Annotated in this window: 20 protein-coding genes; 9 read left to right on the forward strand and 11 right to left on the reverse strand. The window is 67.5% G+C overall.

Going from position 1 to position 20,539, the window contains the following annotated elements; translation table 11 throughout:
- Positions 1-29: 29 nt before the first annotated feature.
- The 4 genes from DIE22_RS29375 to DIE22_RS29390 all read left to right on the forward strand — a co-directional run bounded on the left by DIE22_RS29375 (position 30) and on the right by DIE22_RS29390 (position 6,879).
- Positions 30-833: an inositol monophosphatase family protein gene (locus DIE22_RS29375; RefSeq protein ID WP_124500777.1), complete on the forward strand. Its 804-nt coding sequence runs from the start codon at positions 30-32 to the stop codon at positions 831-833.
- Between the two features lie 304 nt (positions 834-1,137).
- Positions 1,138-2,760: an NAD(P)/FAD-dependent oxidoreductase gene (locus tag DIE22_RS29380; RefSeq protein WP_124500776.1), complete on the forward strand. Its 1,623-nt coding sequence runs from the start codon at positions 1,138-1,140 to the stop codon at positions 2,758-2,760.
- A gap of 209 nt (positions 2,761-2,969) precedes the next feature.
- A complete protein-coding gene (mutS, locus tag DIE22_RS29385; protein ID WP_124500775.1) occupies positions 2,970-5,627 on the forward strand; it encodes a DNA mismatch repair protein MutS in 2,658 nt (885 codons plus the stop codon).
- Positions 5,608-6,879 carry a hypothetical protein gene (locus DIE22_RS29390; protein ID WP_124500774.1) on the forward strand — a complete coding sequence of 424 codons (1,272 nt, stop codon included), beginning with the start codon at positions 5,608-5,610 and terminating at the stop codon, positions 6,877-6,879. The genes mutS and DIE22_RS29390 overlap by 20 nt, the downstream gene beginning before the upstream one ends.
- Here the strand turns inward: DIE22_RS29390 and DIE22_RS29395 are convergent.
- The gene (locus DIE22_RS29395; RefSeq protein ID WP_124500773.1) at positions 6,859-7,407 is read right to left on the reverse strand and encodes a peptidylprolyl isomerase; all 549 of its coding nucleotides are present in this window, start codon (positions 7,405-7,407) and stop codon (positions 6,859-6,861) included. The genes DIE22_RS29390 and DIE22_RS29395 overlap by 21 nt on opposite strands.
- A gap of 32 nt (positions 7,408-7,439) precedes the next feature.
- Here DIE22_RS29395 and DIE22_RS29400 point away from each other — a divergent pair, with 32 nt between their 5' ends.
- Together DIE22_RS29400 and DIE22_RS39350 are read left to right on the forward strand one after the other, a co-directional pair.
- Positions 7,440-8,660, forward strand: coding sequence for a cupin domain-containing protein (locus DIE22_RS29400; protein WP_124500772.1), 1,221 nt, complete (start codon positions 7,440-7,442; stop codon positions 8,658-8,660).
- A 54-nt stretch (positions 8,661-8,714) separates the two neighbouring features.
- Positions 8,715-8,960, forward strand: a complete 246-nt coding sequence (locus DIE22_RS39350; RefSeq protein ID WP_011657350.1) for a hypothetical protein — start codon at positions 8,715-8,717, stop codon at positions 8,958-8,960.
- A 310-nt stretch (positions 8,961-9,270) separates the two neighbouring features.
- Here DIE22_RS39350 and DIE22_RS29415 read toward each other — a convergent pair whose 3' ends face one another.
- The 10 genes from DIE22_RS29415 to DIE22_RS29460 all read right to left on the reverse strand — a co-directional run bounded on the left by DIE22_RS29415 (position 9,271) and on the right by DIE22_RS29460 (position 18,327).
- Complete coding sequence (locus DIE22_RS29415; protein ID WP_059545806.1) at positions 9,271-10,047, reverse strand: MBL fold metallo-hydrolase; 777 nt, start codon at positions 10,045-10,047, stop codon at positions 9,271-9,273.
- 4 nt (positions 10,048-10,051) lie between these two features.
- Entirely contained in the window at positions 10,052-11,197 is a 1,146-nt protein-coding gene (bamC, locus tag DIE22_RS29420) for an outer membrane protein assembly factor BamC (RefSeq protein WP_124500770.1), read from the reverse strand.
- Between the two features lie 106 nt (positions 11,198-11,303).
- Positions 11,304-12,209: a 4-hydroxy-tetrahydrodipicolinate synthase gene (dapA, locus tag DIE22_RS29425; protein WP_124500769.1), complete on the reverse strand. Its 906-nt coding sequence runs from the start codon at positions 12,207-12,209 to the stop codon at positions 11,304-11,306.
- Between the two features lie 47 nt (positions 12,210-12,256).
- The gene (locus DIE22_RS29430; RefSeq protein WP_124500768.1) at positions 12,257-12,859 is read right to left on the reverse strand and encodes a bifunctional 2-polyprenyl-6-hydroxyphenol methylase/3-demethylubiquinol 3-O-methyltransferase UbiG; all 603 of its coding nucleotides are present in this window, start codon (positions 12,857-12,859) and stop codon (positions 12,257-12,259) included.
- A gap of 9 nt (positions 12,860-12,868) precedes the next feature.
- Positions 12,869-14,071 (reverse strand): tryptophan--tRNA ligase, encoded by a 1,203-nt coding sequence (locus DIE22_RS29435; RefSeq protein WP_124500767.1) that lies wholly within the window; start codon positions 14,069-14,071, stop codon positions 12,869-12,871.
- A gap of 8 nt (positions 14,072-14,079) precedes the next feature.
- On the reverse strand, positions 14,080-14,742 hold the full coding sequence (locus DIE22_RS29440; protein ID WP_124500766.1) for a site-2 protease family protein: 663 nt from the start codon (positions 14,740-14,742) through the stop codon (positions 14,080-14,082).
- A gap of 45 nt (positions 14,743-14,787) precedes the next feature.
- Positions 14,788-15,420 carry an L-threonylcarbamoyladenylate synthase gene (locus DIE22_RS29445; protein ID WP_124500765.1) on the reverse strand — a complete coding sequence of 211 codons (633 nt, stop codon included), beginning with the start codon at positions 15,418-15,420 and terminating at the stop codon, positions 14,788-14,790.
- 70 nt (positions 15,421-15,490) lie between these two features.
- Entirely contained in the window at positions 15,491-16,321 is an 831-nt protein-coding gene (locus DIE22_RS29450) for a 3',5'-nucleoside bisphosphate phosphatase (RefSeq protein WP_124500764.1), read from the reverse strand.
- Between the two features lie 79 nt (positions 16,322-16,400).
- Complete coding sequence (locus DIE22_RS29455) at positions 16,401-17,291, reverse strand: alpha/beta fold hydrolase (protein ID WP_124500763.1); 891 nt, start codon at positions 17,289-17,291, stop codon at positions 16,401-16,403.
- A 184-nt stretch (positions 17,292-17,475) separates the two neighbouring features.
- Positions 17,476-18,327, reverse strand: coding sequence for a ferritin-like domain-containing protein (locus DIE22_RS29460; RefSeq protein ID WP_124500762.1), 852 nt, complete (start codon positions 18,325-18,327; stop codon positions 17,476-17,478).
- Between the two features lie 150 nt (positions 18,328-18,477).
- Between DIE22_RS29460 and DIE22_RS29465 the strand changes: the two genes are divergently transcribed.
- The 3 genes from DIE22_RS29465 to DIE22_RS29475 all read left to right on the forward strand — a co-directional run bounded on the left by DIE22_RS29465 (position 18,478) and on the right by DIE22_RS29475 (position 20,466).
- Positions 18,478-19,002, forward strand: a complete 525-nt coding sequence (locus tag DIE22_RS29465; protein WP_124500761.1) for a gamma carbonic anhydrase family protein — start codon at positions 18,478-18,480, stop codon at positions 19,000-19,002.
- A 25-nt stretch (positions 19,003-19,027) separates the two neighbouring features.
- Positions 19,028-19,978 carry an Hsp33 family molecular chaperone HslO gene (gene hslO / locus DIE22_RS29470; protein ID WP_124500760.1) on the forward strand — a complete coding sequence of 317 codons (951 nt, stop codon included), beginning with the start codon at positions 19,028-19,030 and terminating at the stop codon, positions 19,976-19,978.
- A 134-nt stretch (positions 19,979-20,112) separates the two neighbouring features.
- A complete protein-coding gene (locus DIE22_RS29475) occupies positions 20,113-20,466 on the forward strand; it encodes a hypothetical protein (protein WP_124500759.1) in 354 nt (117 codons plus the stop codon).
- Positions 20,467-20,539: the final 73 nt, after the last annotated feature.

The following is a 20,539-nucleotide window of genomic DNA, read 5'->3' on the forward strand; positions in this document are numbered from 1 at the left end:
CCGTGCCGCCGGCTACAGGATCCAGGCTCATGCATCCCATGCTCAACATTGCTGTCAAGGCTGCGCGCCGCGCCGGACAGATCATCAACCGTGCCTCCCTCGACCTCGACCTGATCGAGATCCGCAAGAAGCAGCAGAACGACTTCGTCACCGAAGTGGACAAGGCCGCCGAAGAGGCGATCATCGAGACGCTGAAGACCGCCTACCCCGACCATGCGATCCTCGCGGAAGAATCGGGCGAATCGGAGAACGAATCCGAATTCAAGTGGATCATCGATCCGCTCGACGGCACGACCAACTTCATCCACGGCTTCCCGTACTACTGCGTGTCGATCGCGCTCGAGCACAAGGGCGTCGTCACGCAGGCCGTCGTCTACGATCCGAACAAGAACGACCTGTTCACGGCCACCCGCGGCCGCGGCGCGTACCTGAACGACCGCCGCATCCGCGTGGGCCGCCGCGACCGCCTGGCAGACGCGCTGGTCGGCACGGGCTTCCCGTTCCGCGAGAAGGACGGCCTCGACGCATACGCGCGACTGTTCACCGAAATGACGCAGGCCTGTACGGGCCTGCGCCGTCCGGGCGCGGCCGCACTCGACCTTGCGAACGTCGCGGCCGGCCGTCTCGACGCGTTCTTCGAGCAAGGCATCAACGTGTGGGACATGGCGGCGGGCAGCCTGCTGATCACCGAAGCCGGCGGCCTCGTCGGCAACTACACGGGCGACGCAGACTTCCTGCATCGCCATGAGATCGTCGCGGCGAACCCGAAGATCTACGCGCAGATGATCCCGATCCTGAACCGCTACAGCCGCCTGCATCCGGCAGCGGAGTAAGCCAGGGCCGCGCCCGTGCGGCGCGGCTTTCGCATCAACCACTCGCCGGCACCGTCACGATGGAGCGCGCGTTGCCTTCCGGTTGTCCGGGAGGCAAGGTAATCTTCTCTACGCAGGGGTTGCTTCAGGCGTCCGTCCCGACATTGCCCGAGTGGTCCGGCCTGGGTGTGCCGCCGCGCGTACCGCGCTTTCCGATGGCGAATGATCGGCTTCCGGGATGCCCGGGCAGCGCACGCGGCCTGCACGCCGGCCCCCGCCCGTCTCAACACCGCCACGACTTCGTGGCGACCGTATCCGAATATTCATGTTACGGCTAAGCGAACTTAAACTCCCGCTCGACCACCCCGAGAGCGCCCTGGAAGCCGCGATTCGCGCGCGCCTCGAGGAACTTGGCGTGGCGGCAGACGGCCTCCTCCGTTATACGGTGTTCCGCCGTGCGCACGATGCGCGCAAGCGCTCCGACATCAAGCTCACGTATATCGTCGATGTCGAGGTCAAGGACGAAGCGGCCGTGCTTGCACGACTCGCCGGCACGCCGCATTGCGGCGTCACGCCCGACATGGCGTACCACTTCGTCGCAAAGGCGCCCGAGCACGGCGACTTCCTGCGCCCGGTCGTCATCGGCATGGGGCCGTGCGGCCTGTTTGCGGGCCTGATCCTCGCGCAGATGGGTTTCCGCCCCATCATCCTCGAACGCGGCAAGGCCGTGCGCGAGCGCACCAAGGACACCTTCGGCCTGTGGCGCAAGAGCGTCCTCAATCCCGAGTCCAACGTGCAGTTCGGCGAAGGCGGCGCCGGGACGTTTTCCGACGGCAAGCTGTACAGCCAGATCAAGGATCCGCACCACTACGGTCGCAAGGTGCTCGACGAATTCGTCAAGGCCGGCGCACCGGAAGACATCCTGTATCTGAGCCGGCCGCACATTGGCACGTTCCGCCTCGTCAGCATGGTGGAAAAGATGCGCGCGAACATCCACGAACTGGGCGGCGAAGTGCGCTTCGAAACCCGGGTCGAGGACATCGACATCGATCAGGGCAAGGTGCGCTCGCTGAAGCTGTCGAACGGCGAAACGCTCCGCTGCGACCACGTCGTGCTGGCCGTGGGCCACAGCGCGCGCGACACGTTCCAGATGCTGCACGATCGCGGCGTCTACGTCGAAGCGAAGCCGTTCTCGCTGGGTTTCCGGATCGAACATCCGCAAGGGGTGATCGATCGCAGCCGCTTCGGCAAGTTTGCGGGCCACAAGCAACTCGGCGCGGCCGACTACAAGGTGGTCCATCACTGCAGCAACGGACGCGCGGTCTACAGCTTCTGCATGTGCCCGGGCGGCACGGTGGTCGCGGCAACCTCCGAGCCGGGCCGCGTGGTCACCAACGGCATGAGCCAGTATTCCCGCGCCGAGCGCAACGCGAACGCGGGCATCGTCGTCGGCATCACGCCGGAAGACTATCCGGGCGGCCCGCTCGCGGGCATCGCGTTCCAGCGCAAGTGGGAAGAGCGCGCGTTCGAACTCGGCGGCGGCGATTACAGCGCGCCGGGCCAGCTGGTCGGGGATTTCATCGCCGGCCGGCCGTCGACGTCGCTGGGCTCCGTGGTGCCGTCATACAAGCCGGGCGTGCGCCCGACCGATCTCAGCACCGCGCTCCCCGACTACGTGATCGAAGCCATTCGTGAAGCGCTGCCGCAGATCGACAAGAAGATCGCGGGCTTCGCGATGCACGATGCGGTGCTCACCGGCGTGGAGACGCGCACGTCGTCGCCGATCCGCATTCGACGCAAGGACGATTACCAGAGCGTGAACGTCGAAGGGCTGTATCCGGCCGGTGAAGGCGCCGGGTATGCGGGTGGCATCTACTCGGCGGCCATCGACGGTATCGAAGTCGCGCAGGCGGTGGCGCTCGATCTGATGTCGGCGCACGCGTCCTGACTGGCTGGCGAGACTCGGCGCACGAAGGTCCGTGCGCCGGGTGAAGCCGGCATTTCAATGCCTGCCCGGGAACAACATCAAATCGCCGTATCGGGCTGACCGCCGCCTATCGCGATCTCCGACAACTGGCCGAACGGCGAACTTCGCGCTTGTGCACCGAAGCCACTGGTAAACTCGGGCAACTCAAGCAACAACTTTACGCCGGATCTATGACCACGCTGTCGCCCGAGGCCTTTGCTGGCCACACTCCGATGATGCAGCAGTACCTGCGCATCAAGGCCGATCACCCCGACACGCTCGTCTTCTACCGGATGGGCGACTTCTACGAGCTGTTCTTCGAAGACGCGGAGAAAGCCGCGCGCCTGCTCGACCTGACCCTCACGCAGCGCGGCGCATCGGCCGGCACGCCGATCAAGATGGCCGGCGTCCCGCATCACGCGGTCGAACAGTATCTGGCGAAGCTCGTGAAGATGGGCGAATCGGTCGCGATCTGCGAGCAGATCGGCGACCCCGCCACGTCGAAGGGGCCGGTCGAGCGCAAGGTCGTGCGCGTCGTCACGCCCGGCACGCTGACCGATGCCGCACTGCTGTCCGACAAGAACGACGTCTACCTGCTCGCGATGTGCACGGGCCACAACAAGCGCGGCGTCGCGGTCAACATCGGCCTCGCGTGGCTGAACCTCGCGAGCGGCGCGCTGCGGCTCGCCGAAATCGAACCCGACCAGCTCGGCGCCGCGCTCGAACGCATCCGCCCGGCCGAGATCCTGACGGCGGACGGCACGACCGACGCGGTGCCCGCGGGCGCCGGCGCGATCAAGCGCGTGCCGGCATGGCACTTCGACATCGCATCGGGCACGCAGCGCCTGTGCGACCAGCTCGACGTCGCCGGCCTCGACGGCTTCGGCGCGCATTCGCTGACGAGCGCGTGCGGCGCCGCGGGCGCGCTGCTACTGTACGCGGCAGCCACGCAGGGCCAGCAACTGCGTCACGTGCGCAGCCTGAAGGTCGAGAACGAAACGGAATACATCGGGCTCGATCCGGCGACCCGCCGCAACCTCGAGCTGACCGAAACGCTGCGCGGCACCGAATCGCCGACGCTGTACTCGCTGCTCGACACCTGCTGCACGACGATGGGCAGCCGCCTGCTGCGTCACTGGCTGCATCATCCGCCGCGCGCGTCGGTCGCCGCGCAGTCGCGCCAGCAAGCGATCGGCGCGCTGCTCGATGCGCCCGCGAACGCGAGCCTCGACGCACTGCGCAGCGCGCTGCGCCAGATCGCCGACGTCGAGCGGATCACCGGGCGCCTCGCACTGCTGTCCGCGCGGCCGCGCGACCTGTCGAGCCTGCGCGATACGTTCGCCGCGCTGCCGGCACTGCGCGAGCGCATCAGCGCGATCGTCGCCAACGCGGATGCGCTCATGCGCGTCGACGCGGCACTCGCGCCGCCCGCCGAATGCCTCGACCTGCTGACGAGCGCGATCGCCCCCGAGCCGGCCGCGATGGTGCGCGACGGCGGCGTGATCGCGCGCGGCTACGACGCGGAACTCGACGAGCTGCGCGACATCTCCGAGAACTGCGGCCAATTCCTGATCGATCTCGAGGCGCGCGAGCGCACCCGCACCGGCATCGCGAACCTGCGCGTCGAATACAACAAGGTGCACGGCTTCTACATCGAGGTCACGCGCGGCCAGACCGACAAGGTACCCGACGACTATCGCCGCCGCCAGACGCTGAAGAACGCCGAGCGCTATATCACGCCCGAACTGAAGACCTTCGAGGACAAGGCGCTGTCCGCGCAGGAGCGCGCGCTGGCCCGCGAGCGCGCGCTGTACGACGGCGTGCTGCAGGCGCTGCTGCCGTTCATCCCCGAGTGCCAGCGCGTCGCGTCGGCGCTCGCGGAGCTCGACGTGCTCGCCGCGTTCGCCGAGCGTGCCCGCACGCTCGACTGGGTCGCCCCCGCCTTCACTGACGAAATCGGCATCGAGATCGAACAGGGTCGCCATCCGGTCGTCGAAGCGCAGGTCGAGCAGTTCATCGCGAACGACTGCCGGTTCGGCGCCGAGCGCAAGCTGCTGCTGATCACCGGCCCGAACATGGGCGGCAAGTCGACGTTCATGCGGCAGACGGCGCTGATCGCGCTGATGGCATACGTCGGCAGCTACGTGCCCGCGAAGTCGGCCTGCTTCGGCCCGATCGACCGCATCTTCACGCGGATCGGCGCGGCCGACGACCTCGCCGGTGGCCGCTCGACCTTCATGGTCGAGATGACCGAAGCCGCCGCGATCCTCAACGACGCGACGCCGCAAAGCCTCGTGCTGATGGACGAAATCGGCCGCGGCACGTCGACGTTCGACGGCCTCGCGCTTGCGTGGGCCATTGCGCGCCACCTGCTGGCGCAAAACGGCTGCTACACGCTGTTCGCGACACACTACTTCGAGCTGACGCAATTGCCGGCCGAATTTCCGCAAGCTGCGAACGTCCACCTGTCGGCCGTCGAGCACGGCCACGGCATCGTGTTCCTGCACGCGGTCAACGAAGGCCCGGCGAACCAGAGCTACGGGCTGCAGGTTGCGCAGCTCGCGGGCGTGCCGGCGCCGGTGATCCGCGCCGCTCGCAAGCATCTCGCGTATCTCGAACAGCAGTCGGCCACGCAGCACACGCCGCAGCTCGACCTGTTCAGCGCGCCGCCCGCCACGGCCGACGAATTCGAATGCGCGGAAGCGCCGGCGCCGTCCGATATCCCGCATCCGGCGCTCGAAAAGCTGCGCGACATCGATCCCGACGACCTCAAGCCGCGCGAAGCACTCGACCTGCTGTACGAGCTGCGCACGCTCCTCCGCTCGCACGATGCCGACGGGCACGCGTAAACGCGTCCCGCCGGGCCGGCCGGCCCGCGCCGCCGCCGCGCTGGTCGCGGCGGTGCTCGTGCTGACGCAGGCCGGCGCGCTGGCGGCGCCGCCCAAGCGTGCCGCCGCACCCTACTCGTTCGCGGTCGTGTCGGGCGTGATCGACGTGCCGGCCGACGAGCCGGCCGCTCAGCGGCTGTTCGAGTCGATCGCGCGCGAGCGCAACCTGGCCTTCGTCGTCTATGCGGGCGACCTCAAGGGTGCGAAGGAAGCGTGCCGCGACTCGCTGTACACGCAGCGCGGCGCGATCCTGGACGCGTCGCGCGTGCCGCTCGTGTTCATTCCCGGCCACGACGACTGGGTGACGTGCAATACGGCGGCCGGCGGTGGCTACGACCCGGTCGAACGCCTGGACTTCCTGCGCCAGACGCTGCTTGCCGACGCAGCGCTGCCCGACCCCGGCGCGCTGCAGATCACGCGCGAAAGCGAAGTCGCGCGGTTCCGGCCCTATCGCGAAAACGCGCGCTGGATGCACGACGACGTCGTCTACGTCGCGCTGAACGCACCGGCGCCGAACAACCATTACCTGACGGCCGGCGGCCGCAACGGCGAATTCGAGGACCGCATCATCGCGAACGGCTTCTGGATCGACCATGCGGCCGAATATGCGAAGCGGCGCGAAGCGCGCGCAATGGTGGTGATTTTCGAAGGCGATCCGCAATTCGATCGCTATGAGCGCGCCGAACGCTTTGCATGGCTGCGCTTCAACCGGCCGCGCGTCCGCGACGGCTTCCGTGAGCTGAAACGAACGCTGGTGAAGGCGGCAGCGACTTTCCGCGGCCCGATCCTGGTGATGCACGCGAGCAGCGAGCCGCTTGCGAACGGCTTCCTGATCGATCGCCCGCTGCATGCGGACGACGGTGTGCTGGTGGGAAATGTGACGCGCGTCGCGATCGGACCGCGTCATCCGGCGAATCAATGGGTGAAGGTCAGCGTGTCGCCGGCCCGTCAGACGATCTTCAATGTCAGCTTGCAGGACGTCCCGAAGAACCTGCCGATCCCGCCCACGCTGCCGGCCGTGCCGCGTGACGATGTCCCGCTGCCGCAGATGCCCGAAATCCCGGCCTTGCCGGCACTGCCCGACTCGTCGTCGGTCGCGCCGCCGCTGCAGGGCGACGGCACGACGCCGGGCGGCGCCTCGTGGCCCGCGCCGCCCCCTGCTTCAGGGCCGGCGCCGGGCCTGCCTGCCAGTTCAGTGCAGGGTACGCCCTGACGGCGTGTCGCCGTCCTCGTCTTCGTCCTCGTCTTCGTCGACGATTTCGAGGCCTTCCGCGCCGTGCGCGTGCTCATGCTCGATCTCGTCCTCGGTCGCTTCGCGAACGTCCTTGACCGTGAGCGCGAAACGCAGCGCCATGCCCGCGAGCGGGTGGTTGCCGTCGAGCACGACCTTGTCTTCGGCGACGTCGGTGACCGTGTAGATCAGCGAATCCACTTCCTCGTCGCCGTCTTCCGGCGTGCCTTCGAACTGCATGCCCACTTCGAGCGGCTCGGGAAAACGGTCGCGCGGCTCGATTTTCACGAGTTCGGGATCATAGTCGCCGAACGCGTCCTGCGGCTCGAGCTGAATCTGCGCCTGGTAACCGGGCTCGTGGCCGTCGAGCTGTTCCTCGATCTTGGGGAACGTGCCATCATAGCCGCCGTGCAGATAGACCATCGGCTCGTCACTTTCCTCGATCAGATTGCCTTGCGCATCCGACAGCTTGTAAGTGACCGACACGACGGTGTTTTTTGCGATTTTCATCCAATTCTCCCAAATACAAATCTCATTATACGATGCGCAACCGGTCTCAAGCCGAACCGCGGGATGCCGCTGCCACCCCGCTCGGCGCGCCGCCCTCCGATCTTCCCACGCCGCTGCTCGGCGGTCTCTCGCCAGCGCAGTTCATGCGCCGCTACTGGCAGAAGAAGCCGCTGCTGATCCGCCAGGCGATCCCCGGCGTGAAGCCGCCGGTCACGCGCGACGCGCTGTTCGAGCTGGCAGCCGACTATGATGCCGAATCGCGACTGATCACCCATTTTCGTAACAAGTGGCAACTGGCGCACGGTCCGTTCGAGCCGGGCGCGCTGCCCGCCGTGTCGCGCAAGTCCTGGTCCTTGCTCGTCCAGGGGCTCGACCTGCACGTCGACGCGGCACGCGCGCTGCTCGACCGCTTCCGCTTCGTCCCGGACGCGCGCCTCGACGACCTGATGATTTCGTACGCGACGGACGGCGGCGGCGTGGGCCCGCACTTCGACTCGTACGACGTGTTCCTGCTGCAGGTCGAGGGCCGCCGCCGCTGGCGCATCGGCGCGCAGAAGGACCTGTCGCTGCAGCCGGACGTGCCGCTGAAGATTCTCGAGCATTTCGAGCCGAGCGACGAATGGTTGCTGGAGCCGGGCGACATGCTGTACCTGCCGCCGCACATCGCGCACGACGGCGTGGCCGAAGGCGAATGCATGACCTGCTCGATCGGCTTTCGGGCCCCGTCCGCCGGCGAACTGGGCGCACAATTCCTGTACTACCTCGCGGAACGCGGCGGCCTGCGTGACGAGCGCGGCGACGCGCTCTATCGCGACCCGAAACAGCCGGCGGTCGACGCGCCTGCGCAACTGCCGCCGGCGATGGTCGAGCGTGTCGCCGAGATCGTCGATGCGATCCGCTGGCGCAAGCGCGACGTCGCCGAATTCCTCGGTTGCTACCTGAGCGAGCCGAAATCGAACGTCGTATTCGAGCCGCCGGCACGCCCGCTGTCCGAGGCCGCGTTCGTCACGCAGGCGTCACGCCGAGGCGTGTATCTCGACAGAAGGGCCGCATTGATGTATAACGCGCGCTCGTACTTCATTAATGGCGAGGAAGAACCGCTCGAGCAAGCCAGCGAATGGCTGCCCGAACTGGCCAATCTGCGCCACATGGAGGCGAAACGGTTTGTAACACTATCCCGGGTTCCCTCAATGACAGCCTTGCTGCACGAGTGGTATTGTGCGGGCTGGATACGGGTCGGAAACCGGATTTAGTGAGTCGTCCCGTATGCCCGTGCAGATCAAATTCTGTATGGGAAAGACAACGTATTGACCCCGCATTTGTCGACGGTCGATAGGAAAGTGCATATAATTTCCGCCCAAGCCGTAGGGAAGATTCACGCTCTAGAAGTGCGTCTCCACCAGCGGCCCAGGTCGGTGTTGGAGCACATTACCGGTATTGTTTCGCGCTGTTGCTTACCTTTAACCATAAAAGGACGTGATCATGAAGAAATCCCTCCTCGTAGCTTCCCTGTTGGCTGCTGTTGCACTGGCTGCTTGCAACAAGAGCGCTGATCAAGCTGCTTCGTCGGCTGCAAGCGACGCAGCTGCTGCTGCTTCGACGGCTGCTTCGGCAGTTGCTGGTGCTGCGAGCGACGCTTCGGCTGCTGCTTCGTCGGCGACGGCTGCTGCGAGCGACGCAGCTGCTGCTGTGGCGTCGGCTGCTTCGGCAGCGACGGCTGCTCCGGCTTCGGGCGCAAGCCAGTAAGCCTCAGCATCAGCTGAAAAAAAAACCGGCCCTTCGGGCCGGTTTTTTTATGCCTGTCGGTTCCGCACGCACGTCGCGCCCGGCAACCCGGTGCCGTTCCGCCCTCTCCCGCGCCGCTCAGCCTAGCGTGAGCCAGTCGAAGCCCGCGTCCTGCGTGGCCACGACCACGTCCTCCCCGTCCGTTCCCAGCACGCCGGCCAACGCCTGGCGGGCCAGCTCGGGCCGGTTGTTCTGCTGGCTCAGGTGCGCGGCGACCAGGTGCTGGAGGCGGCTGCGTTCGAGCGACGCGAGGATGCCGGCGGCAGCATCGTTGCTCAGGTGGCCGTGATTGCCGCCGATCCGCGCCTTCAGCGACTGCGGATAACGGCTCCCGGCCAGCATCGCGGTATCGTGGTTGGATTCGAGCACCAGCGCGTCACAACCGCTCAGGACGGCCGTGATGTGCGGTGTGGCCATCCCGACGTCGGTCAGCACGCCGAGCCGGCGGCAACCATCCATGAAGACGAACTGGAGCGGTTCCCGCGCGTCGTGGGGCACCGTATAGGGCATCACGGCCAGATCGCGTATCGCGGCCGTCTCGTCGCCCCACAACACGTGGAGATCGACATCGGCCTCGTCCGCGCCCACCGCGCGCGCCGTGCCCCAGCTCATGTAGAGCGGCAACGACCCGCGCCGCGCGAGCGTCAGCGCGCTGCCGACGTGGTCGCTGTGTTCGTGGGTGATGAGGATCGCATCGAGATCGTCGATGCCGAGATTCAGGCGGCCGAGGCGGCGCTCGACCTCCTTCGCTGAAAAACCGCAGTCGAGCAGCACGCGGGTGGTCGTCGTGCCGCTCGAGACCTCGACGACCAGCGCGTTGCCTTCGCTGCCGCTACCGAGGCTGGCGAAGCGCACGCGGTCAGTTCAGCTGGGCGTGCAACAGCGAAATGATCCGCTGCGCGTCCGACGAGTTGTCGACCTGGCCGTTCGCGTTGACCACCGCGACCTGCGTGCCGCCGTTGCCCTGCGCGCGCACGTTGACCAGGTATTCCTTGCCCGGCTTGGCCGCCGACGGGCCGCCATAGAACAGCTTGCCGAACAGCCCGTCGCGCTTGAGCTCTTCCATCGTGTTCGCGTAGCGGACCGTGTACAGGCCCTTCTCGCGGTCGCGATTGTCGACCGCGAAGTTGGTGCGGTCGAGCGCGAGCCCGACGCGCAGCCATGCGCGGTCGAACGATTCCGCGAGCTGCAGCGTCGCGGCGCCGCTGCTCGTGTCGCTGACCTGCGCCGGCGCTGTCGCGGGACGCGCATCGGTCAGCAGTTGCTTCGCCTGCGCGTCGCTCAGACCGAACTTCTGCATCAGCTTCGACAGGAACACGGCCTCGAGCACCGGGTTGCGCGGACGCTCTTCCCAGCGCGACGACGTGCCGCCCTGCGGGCCGACCATCATTTCCTCCATCGCGCTGTGCGTGATCGAGATGTCGGTGTTGCCGTTCGGCGTGCGGTTCACGAGCGTACGGAAACGGTCGCGCGTGCCGGATGAGTACGCGAAGTCGATGACCTTGCCGATCGTGCGCCGGAACCAGTCGTCGGGAATGTTCGCGCGGTTCTCGGCCCAGTCGGTGGCCATGATGCCGGTCGACGGTGCGTCGGTCTTCAGCGAGAAGCCGTTCTCCTGCCAGAATTCCTTCAGGATCGGCCACAGCTGCTCGGGCGTGCGCCCATCCACCACGAGCCAGCGACGGTCGCCGTCGCGCTCGATATGCATGCCGAGCGGATCCTGCGCGCTCGGGACGCCGTCGGTCGCGTTGCCTGCGGCCGTCGTCGCCCGCGGCGGCAGCGTGCCGAGACCGGCGTTGCTCGGCGGTGCGACGAACTGCTGGGTCGTCGGCACCGGCTTCAGGTCGCTCGGCACCGCGAGCGGCGGCGCCGAACCCGTGTTCTTGTAGTTGACCCGGTCAGGAGCCAGATAGTCGTTCAGCGTATCGCAGCCGGCGAGCGCGCCCAGCGCCAGCGCCACCACCGAAACCTGGATGGCGCGAGAGGAAAAGGCGAAACGTTTCATGAAATCCTTCGTCTTGCTAGAACGCTCGTCAGGAGCGGCGCCGGACGGAGCCGGCCGGTGCGGGTTGATGAGGGGTCGGCGGCCGCAGGGCGCGGCCGCCTGTGCATCAGGCGAGAACGCCGGCCTCGACGAGGGCCGAACGCACGACATCGTGGCAGCGCGCGTCGAGCGGCGTGAGCGGCAGGCGGATGCCGCCCTGCATCTTGCCCATCGCCTGCAGCGCCCACTTCACCGGAATCGGGTTCGCCTCGATGAACAGGTTCTTGTGCAGCGACAGCAGCTTCATGTGCAGCTCGCGCGCCGTCGCGACATCGCCGGCCAGCGCCGCGCGGCACAGGTCGCTCATCGCGCGCGGTGCGACGTTCGCCGTCACCGAGATATTGCCGTGGCCGCCGAGCAGCATCAGCGCGATCGCGGTCGGATCGTCGCCGCTGTAGATCGCGAAATGCTTCGGCGCGGCCTTGATCAGGTGCGCGGCGCGATCGATGTTGCCCGTCGCTTCCTTCACGCCGATGATGCCCGGCACCTGCGCGAGGCGCAGCGTGGTCTCGTGCGCCATGTCCGCGACCGTGCGGCCCGGCACGTTGTACAGGATCACCGGCAGGTCGACCGCTTCGGCGATCGCCTTGAAGTGCCGGTACATCCCTTCCTGCGTGGGCTTGTTGTAGTACGGCACGACCTGCAGCGTCGCGTCGGCGCCGACGGCCTTCGCGTGCTTCGTCAGCTCGATCGCCTCCGCGGTCGAATTGCCGCCCGCGCCAGCGATGATCGGGATGCGCTTCGCCGCATGCTCGACCGCCGTGCGGATCATCAGGATGTGCTCTTCGACGTTGAGCGTTGCCGACTCGCCGCTCGTGCCGACCACGACGAGTGCGTCGGTGCCTTCCTCGATGTGCCAGTCGATCAGTTTGCGAAACGCCGGCAGGTCGAGACTGCCGTCTTCGAGCATCGGGGTGACGATCGCGGGGATGCTGCCGCGGATTTGAATGCCGTCTTGGGTGCCGTTAGCCATGAAACGCGATTGATTGATGTACCGGTAAACGTTGAGATTGTAGCGGATTAGCCGGGCAGTTCGTAACGTGGAATTCCCGCCCCCGCCGTCGGGGTCGCACCCTCGCGTACCGCGCAGATGCGCTGCACGAACGCTTCGCGCGGCGCGGCGACGAATCCGTCCTCGTACGCGACCACCCGCAGGCGGCCGCGCACCGCGTCCAGCAGCTCGCCCGAAGCGAGCAGGAACGCGGGATTGGACGGTTTGCCGACCGTTTCGTTTCCTTGCGCGAAGGTTTCGTAGATCAGCACGCCGCCCGGCGCCACCGCATCGAGCAGATGGGGCCAGAGCGGACGATGCAGATAATGGGTGACGATCACGGCCGCGAACGACGCATTGGCCGGCAGCGGCCAGGGCGCGCCCTCGAGATCGGCGTCGCGCGCGTCGACGCCGGGAATCGCCCGCAATGCGGCCAGCGCGGCCGGATCGCGGTCGAGCGCGACGACCGGATGCCCGTGCGACGCAAACCAGCGCGCATGGCGGCCGCCGCCCGCGGCGACGTCGAGCACCGCGCCGCCCGCCGGAACGAGCCGCGACCACCGGGCGACCCAGCGCGACGGCTCGGTCTGGGCGACGTGGCCGCCCGCGGCGGCAATGACAGGTTCGCGCATGCCGTCAGGTCAGGTGTACGACAGGCCCATCGCCTCGCGCACGTCGCGCATCGTCTCGACCGCGTGCTTGCGCGCCTTGTCGCAACCGTCCGCGACGATCGCGCGCAGCAGCGACGGATCGTCCATGTACTTCTGCGCGCGCTCGAGCATCGGCTGCTGTTCGCGCAGGATCCCTTCGACGACCGGCTGCTTGCAGTCGAGGCAGCCGATGCCCGCCGAGCGGCAGCCGTTCTGCACCCACTTGTGCGTCGTCTCGTCCGTATAGACCTGGTGCAGCTGCCACACCGGGCACTTGTCGGGATCGCCCGGATCGGTGCGGCGCACGCGCGCCGGATCGGTCGGCATCGTGCGGACCTTCTTCGTGATCGTCTCCGCATCCTCGCGCAGGCCGATCGTATTGCCGTACGACTTCGACATCTTCTGGCCGTCGAGGCCCGGCATCCGGGACGCTTCGGTCAAGAGCGCCTGCGGCTCGACCAGGATGATCTTGCGCGCGCCTTCGAGATAGCCGAACAGGCGCTCGCGGTCGCTCATCGACAGGCTCTGCGATTCCTGCAGCATCGCGCGCGCCTGTTCGAGCGCCTCGTCGTCACCCTCCTGTTGGTACGCATTGCGCAGCTCGTGATAGAGCTTCGCGCGCTTGCCGCCGAGCTTCTTCGCGGCCTCGAGCGCCTTCTCCTCGAAGCCCGGCTCGCGGCCGTACAGGTAGTTGAAGCGGCGCGCGATCTCGCGCGTCATCTCGACGTGCGGCACCTGGTCTTCACCGACCGGCACGAGCGAGCCGCGATACAGCAGGATGTCGGCCGCCATCAGCACCGGGTAGCCGAGGAAGCCGTAGGTCGACAGGTCCTTGTCCTTCAGCTTCTCCATCTGCTCCTTGTAGGTCGGCACGCGTTCGAGCCAGCCGAGCGGCGTGCTCATGCCGAGCAGCAGCGCGAGTTCCGCATGCTCGGGCACCTTGCTCTGGATGAACAGCGTCGCCTGCGCCGGGTCGATGCCGGACGCGAGCCAGTCGATCAGCACGTCCCACACGTTCTTCTCGATGACCTCGGGCGTTTCGTAGTGCGTCGTCAGCGCATGCCAGTCGACCACGCAGAAGAAACACGGGTACTCGGACTGCAGCTTCACCCAGTTTTTCAGCACGCCGTGGTAGTGGCCGAGGTGCAGCGACCCGGTGGGTCGCATGCCGGAGAAAATACGATCTGGGAACATGATTGTCGTTAGAAAAGCGAGGCGAATGGAGACAGGATGGCGCTCAGCACGCCGGCCGCGGCGTTCACGAGCGGCCGCAGCCAGAAGTTCGTCAGCACGCCCGTCGCGACCAGCACGAGGACGATGATGAAACCGTACGGCTCGATGCGCGACAGCGCGATCGATTGCTTCGGCGGCAGCAGCGCCGCCAGGATGCGGCCGCCGTCGAGCGGCGGCAGCGGAAACAGGTTCAGCACGCCGAGCACCAGGTTCGCGCTGACGCCCGCATAGGCCATCCGCGTGAAGAACGGCTCGTCGATGCCAGCCGCGGGCAGCACGATGGTCAGCACGCCCCAGATCAGTGCCTGCACGAAGTTGCAGGCCGGGCCCGCGAGCGACACCCACAGGCTGCCCCAGCGCGGGTCGCGCAGGTTGCCGAACGATACCGGCACCGGCTTCGCATAGCCGAACAGGAACGCGCCGCCGGTCAGGAAATACATCGCGAGCGGGATCGCGATCGTGCCGAGCGGATCGATGTGGCGCATCGGGTTGAACGACACGCGCCCCATCATGTAGGCGGTGTTGTCGCCGAGCAGGCGCGCGGCATAGCCGTGCGCGGCCTCGTGCAGCGTGATCGCGAAGATCACGGGCAGCGCGTAGACGGCGATGGTCTGTATCAGGGAAGCATTCATATCGCGTTATTGTAACAAGCGCACTCGCGCAAAAATGATCGGCACTTACGCGGCCGACAGCCCGAACGGTTCGAGCGCGCCGCGCCCCGCTCGCACGAGTTGCGGCTCGTCGCCCGTCAGGTCGATCACCGTCGACGGCTCGCGCGGACACGCACCGCCGTCGATCACGAGATCGACCTGCTTTTCGAGCCGCGCGCGGATGTCCTCGGGATCGTTGAGCGGCTCGTCGTCCGGCGCCAGGATCAGCGTCGTGCCAAGCAGCGGCTGGCCCAGCGATTCGAGCAGCGCGAGCGTGATCGCGTGATCGGGCACGCGCAGCCCGATCGTCTTGCGCGACGGGTGCGACAGCCGGCGCGGCACTTCCTTGGTCGCCTGCAGGATGAACACGTACGGGCCCGGCGTCACCGACTTGATCTGCCGGTACTGGCGGTTGTCCACCATCGCGAAGTTGGCCAGTTCCGACAGGTCGCGCACGAGCAGCGACAGGTGCTGCTTCTCGTCGAGGCCGCGAATGCGGCGCACGCGCTCGACCGCGTCCTTGTCGTCGAGGTGACACGCGAGCGCGTAGCTCGAGTCGGTGGGCATCGCGATCACGCCGCCCTTGCTGACGATGTCCGCGGCCTGCTTGATCAGGCGCGGCTGCGGATTATCCGGATGAATCCTGAAGAACTGGGACATGGGGACACGTAAAGAGGGAGAAGTCGGATGCGCGCCGACGGCAGCGCGAACGGCAAGCGGCCGCTGCGCGTCAGAGCCAGCGCTCCCAGACCGGTTTCAGGTCGGGCGGCAACGGCGGCAGGCTGCCGAGCTCGATGCGGCCCTCGCCCGGCGCATGGAAATCCGAACCGCGCGACACCTCGAAGCCGAAGCGGCGCGCGACGTCCGCGTATTCGCGGTACTGATCGGGCGTGTGGCTGCCCGTGATGACCTCGATCGCGCGGCCACCGAGATCGATGAATTCGGCGAAGAATGCGTCGAATTCGACCGGCGTATAGCGGTAGCGGCCCGGGTGCGCGACCACGGCGTCGCCACCCGCCGCACGAATCCATGCGACGGCGTCGGACAGCGTCGCCCAGCGGTGCGGGACGAATCCGGGCTTGCCGTCGCCGAGCACGCGGTCGAACACGTCGGAAGTGGATGCGGCGTGGCCGTTCTCGACGAGAAAGCGCGCGAAGTGGGTGCGCGAGATCAGGTCGGGATTCGAGACGTACTTCAGCGCGCCTTCGTACGCGCCGGGAATGCCGAGCGTCTCGAGCTGCGCGGCGATCGCCCGCGCACGGGCGGCGCGGCCGTGGCGCGTGCGATAGAGGCCATCGACGAGCGCCGGGTTCGACGGATCGATGTTGAGGCCGACGATGTGCACGGTGCGCGACGCCCACGTGACCGAGATCTCGACGCCGCCCAGGTAACGCATCCCGAGCGCCTCCGCCTCGCTGCGCGCCGCCGCCTGGCCGCCGATCTCGTCGTGGTCGGTCAGCGCCCAGAGGGTCACGCCGCCGGCATGGGCGCGGCGCGCGACGTCGGCAGGCGACAGCAACCCGTCGGAAACATTCGAATGGCAGTGGAGATCAGCGTTCATCGTCGGTATGGCAGGTGAGGCTTCATTCTACTGCAACGCGGCAATTGCGCCGCCCGCCTGCCCTGCTGCTGCCGCCGGGCTACGCGCAGAACGCCTCGATCAGCGCCGCGATCTGCTCCGGCTGGTCGTGATGGACCATGTGACCGGCATCGTCGACGAGCTTTTCGCGCCAGTCGGGGAACGCGCCGAAGCGCGCCTTGAACTCCGGCAGCGGGATGTCGCCCGCGAGGTATGCGAGCGTCGGCGAATTGACGGCCTCGACGTGCAGCACCTTCGCACGCACCTGCTTCCAGACGGCCATCACCTCGTCGAGCCGGTACAGCAGCGGGCCCGCCATCTTGTGCGCGGGGTCCGCCAGCAGGTGGTACAGACCGTCGTCGCCGCGCTTCGACCAGTGCGCGGCGAGGAACGCGGCACGGCCCGGATCGAGCCGCGGATTGGTCTTGATCAGCCGGGCCGCCACGTCGTCGAGCGACGCGTAAGGGCGCAGCACCGGCGGCTCGCGCAGTTCGTCGAGCCAGCCGCGCAGCCGGCGCGGCGCCTGCTCGGCCCGAGCGGGGGCGAGCCCGAACCCTTCGAGGTCGACCACGCGCCGCACGCGCTCCGGCCGCGCGCCCGCGTACAGGCACACGACGTTCGCGCCCATGCTGTGCCCGATCAGGTTCACTTCGCCAGTCGGCGCATAGTGATCGACGAGCGCATCGAGGTCGCCCAGGTACGCGTGGAACCAGTAATGACCGCCGCCCTGCCGCGCGACCGGCCAGTCAGACAGGCCGAAGCCGCGCGCATCCGGCGCGATCACCTGCCAGTCGCCCGCGAGCGCGTCGACGACGAACTGGAACGATGCCGCGACGTCCATCCAGCCGTGCAGCATGAACAGCGTCGGCGCATCGGGCCGGCCCCAGCGCCGCACATGCAGCTTGACGCCGCGCACCGTGACGAAATCGGAAACAGAACTCGAGGCACTCATTGCAACCGCCAGAAAAAAGAATGATCGTTCGATTATAGCGACGACGCTTCCGTTCCGGCGGCCGGCAGTCGAGGCAGTTCTCTAGCGTCTCTAGCGACAGGGAGCCGCCGCATCGGGTACCCCAGGAATGGCGCCGAACGGTCGCATGGCCGGCCGGCGCCGGCTTTCGCACCGCGTAGCCGCCCTAACTCGCCGGCTTGCCGTCCGCCGCGTCCTGCGCGGCGAGTTCGTCCAGCTCCGCCTGCTCGAATCCCGCGGTGCGACGCGCGTCGAAATTGAACGGCCCGCGCAGCCGCGGCGCATGGTACTGCTCGGCGAGTTCGCGGTAGGTAGGCACCGGATCGCGGCCGGCCTCGTCGCACAGGTGCCGGAACCAGCGATTCCCGATTGCGACATGGCCGATCTCGTCGCGCAGGATCACGTCGAGGATCGCCGCGGATGCGTCGTCGCCCGCCTGCACGAGCCGTGCGCGGATCGGCGGCGACGCGTCGAGCCCGCGCGCCTCGAGCGTACGCGGCACGAGCGCCATCCGCGCGAGCACGTCGGCCTTGGTCCGCTCGCACATCTCCCACAGCCCGTTATGCGCGGGGAAATCGCCGTACGCATGCCCGAACCCGGCCAGCCGGTCGGACAGCAGCGCAAAGTGACAGGCCTCCTCGGCCGCGACCTTCAGCCAGTCCGCATAGAACGCGTCCGGCATCCCGGCGAAGCGCCACACGGCGTCGAGCGCGAGGTTGATCGCATTGAATTCGATATGCGCGAGCGCGTGCAGCAGCACCGCGCGCCCCGCGGGCGAGCGCATGCTGCGGCGCTCGAGCTGGCGCGGCTCGACGAGCGGCGGGCGCGCCGGACGGCCGGGCAGGTCGGCCGGCTCGCCCAGGTCGAGCGCCGGCGCGATCGCGGCCTGCCCGGCCAGCAGCGCGTCGTACAACGCGCGGACCCGCGCGGCCTTGGCGGCCGGCTCGGACATCCGCAGCGCGTCGAGCGCCGCGCGGCGCACGCAGCGCGGCGCAGCGGTGAAAGAAGAAGGCTCCATGCTCGTCAAACGGGGGCACCGTCCGCGCGCATCGCGGGAGCGCATGCGCGTGACGGTTTACAATAAGTGTTTGTGCCGCGACGCAATGCGCACGGCACGCCAGACGCGCCATTCTACCGGCGCCCATCATCGAAGAGACCAGGAGACTCCGTGACGATCTACAAACTGGGCGAGACGGCCCCGACGATCCACGAAAGCGTATTCGTCGCCGATACGGCGGCCATCATCGGCAAGGTCGTGCTCGAGGAAAACGCGAGCGTATGGTTCGGCGCGACGATCCGCGGCGACAACGAGACGATCACGGTCGGCACCGGCAGCAATGTCCAGGAAGGCGCGGTCCTGCACACGGACCCCGGCTTTCCCCTGACGATTGCCGAAAACGTGACGATCGGGCACCAGGCGATGCTGCACGGATGCACGATCGGCGAAGGGTCGCTGATCGGGATTCAGGCGGTGGTCTTGAATGGCGCGGTCATCGGCCGCAACTGTCTGGTTGGTGCCGGCGCGGTCGTGACGGAAGGCAAGACGTTCCCGGACAACTCGCTGATTGTCGGCGCCCCGGCGAAAGTCGTGCGCGAGCTGTCGGCAGACGACATCGCGCGGCTGCGCGCAAATGCGAAGACGTACGTCGAGCGGCGTGCGCATTTCAAGGAGCAACTCGTGCGGATCGGGTGATTCGCGCGGATTTCAAGGAAGAAGAGTGAGCGACCAGTTACAGAAATTCATGTTCAATTCGGCACCCGTGCGCGGCGAGATCGTGTCGCTGCGCAACACGTGGCAAGAGGTGCTTTCCCGCCGTGACTACCCTGCCCCGGTGCGCACGGTGCTCGGCGAGATGATGGCCGCGTGTGCGCTGCTGTCCGCGAACCTGAAATTTCACGGCACCCTGATCATGCAGATCTTCGGCGACGGGCCGGTCCAGATGCTGGTCGTCCAGTGCGGCTCGGACCTGTCGATGCGGGCCACGGCCAAGTTCGCCGGCGACGCGGCGCAGACGATCGGCGACGACACCAGCTTCGCGTCGCTCGTCAACGCGAGCGGCCACGGCCGTTGCGTGATCACGCTCGACCCGGCCGAGAAACTGCCGGGCCAGCAGCCGTACCAGGGCATCGTGCCGCTGAACGGCGTCGACGGTCCGCTCGAATCGGTGTCGCAGATGCTCGAACAGTACATGCACCATTCGGAGCAGCTCGACACGCGGCTGTGGCTCGCGGCCGATCGCGACCGCGCGGTCGGCATGCTGCTGCAGAAGCTTCCAGGCGACGGCGGCATCGTGCCGCGCAACGCCGAGACGGACGCCGACACGTGGGAGCGCGTCTGCACGCTCGGCGGCACGCTGTCCGCGAAGGAACTGCTCGAGGTCGAACCGGAAGTCGTGTTCCGCCGGCTCTTCTGGCAGGAAAACGTGCAGCACTTCGAACCGGCCGGCACGCGCTTCCAGTGCTCGTGCTCGCGCGAGAAGGTCGGCGCGATGCTGCGCATGCTCGGCCGCGAAGAAGTCGACAGCGTGATCGTCGAGCGCGGTCACGTCGAGATCCACTGCGAATTCTGCAACCAGCGCTACGAATTCGATCCCGTCGACGTCGCGCAGCTGTTCGCCGCGCCGGGACTCGCGACCGGCATCACGCCCGCGACCGACCAGCGTCACTGAGCCGCGCGCCCGTGCCCGCGACGCGGGCGCGGGCGCATAATGACGCACGAGCGTCGCACGCACGGCTCAGGCGCCGCAGGCCCGGCCTTCGGCGCAAGCCGCTTTCCGCTGTCGGCGCGCTGCTGGAGAAACACATGAATCGCCCGTTCCGCACCTTCGTCCTGACCGGCGTCGCCGCCGGCACGCTGGCCCTCGCCGGCTGCGCGGTGCAGCCGCCTTCGTCGACGATCCTGAGCCGCCTGCCCGAACCGGGCGCATCGGGCGGCCAGCCGCCAGCGCTGTCGAGCGCGGAGCGCAAACGCTACGACGAGATCGACCGGCAGGTGCTGCGCGAGCAGAACAACGCGATGGCGGCCGAGGCCGCCGCGCGCGCCTGGGCGTATTACGCGCCGCCGCCCGTGACCGTCTACGGCGGCTATTACAGCGGCGGTTGGGGAAACCGGTGGGGCACCGGCATCGGCTATGGCTACCCGGGCTGGTGGTGGTAATGCTTCACCGCGCCGATCGAGTCGATTGAAAACCGGCAGGAAATAAAAAAGCGCGGCATTTCCCGCGCTTGTT

It is taken from the genome of Burkholderia sp. Bp9142 (assembly GCF_003853415.1).
Taxonomy (GTDB): Bacteria; Pseudomonadota; Gammaproteobacteria; order Burkholderiales; family Burkholderiaceae; genus Burkholderia.